At 72.3% G+C, this 723-nt stretch carries 1 protein-coding gene; it reads right to left on the minus strand.

The window, feature by feature from the left end; translation table 11 throughout:
- The coding region (locus PV341_RS45200) for a serine/threonine-protein kinase (protein WP_500361074.1) at positions 1-723 on the minus strand (723 nt) is incomplete at both ends.

A 723-nucleotide genomic window follows, 5' to 3' on the forward strand; every position in this document is an offset into this window, starting at 1 on the left:
CCGCTCGGCCTCCGCCGCCGACAGACGCCGCTCCGGCTCCCGCACCAGCAACCCCGCGATGACCGGCGCCAACGGCCCCGCCCGGCCCGCCACCGGCACCTCATCGGTGGCGATCGCGTACGCCGTCTCGATCGCCGTGTCCCGGCGGAACGGCGAACGCCCCTCCACCGCCTGGAACAACGTCGCCCCCAACGCCCACAGATCCGCCTCAGGACCCGGAGCACCACCGGTCAGCCGCTCCGGAGCCAGGAAGTCGATCGAACCGATCAGCTCACCCGTCCGCGTCAGCGTCGACGTCCCCGAAGCCTGCGCGATCCCGAAGTCCGTCAGCACCACCCGCCCCGACGCCGACAACAACACGTTGCCCGGCTTCACATCCCGGTGCAGCACCCCCGCCGCATGCGCCGCACGCAACGCCGCCACCATCCCCCGGCCGATCCGGGCCGCCTCCCCCGGCGCCACCGGACCCCGCTCCTTCAGCAGATCGCCCAAGGTCGTCGACGGCACGTACTCCATCACGATCGTCGGCAGACCCTCGTCGTCCACCACGTCGTGCACCACCACGACATTGGGATGACTGATCCGCGCCGCACTGCGCGCCTCCCGCCGGGTCCGCTCGAACAACGTCTCCAGCTCGTCGTCCTGCAGGTGCGGCTGGGGCTGGTGGAGGCGCTTGACCGCCACCGCACGGCCCAGCAGCTCGTCCTCGGCCCGCCAGACCGT

This window comes from Streptomyces sp. PA03-1a, assembly GCF_033792805.1.
GTDB lineage: Bacteria > Actinomycetota > Actinomycetes > Streptomycetales > Streptomycetaceae > Actinacidiphila.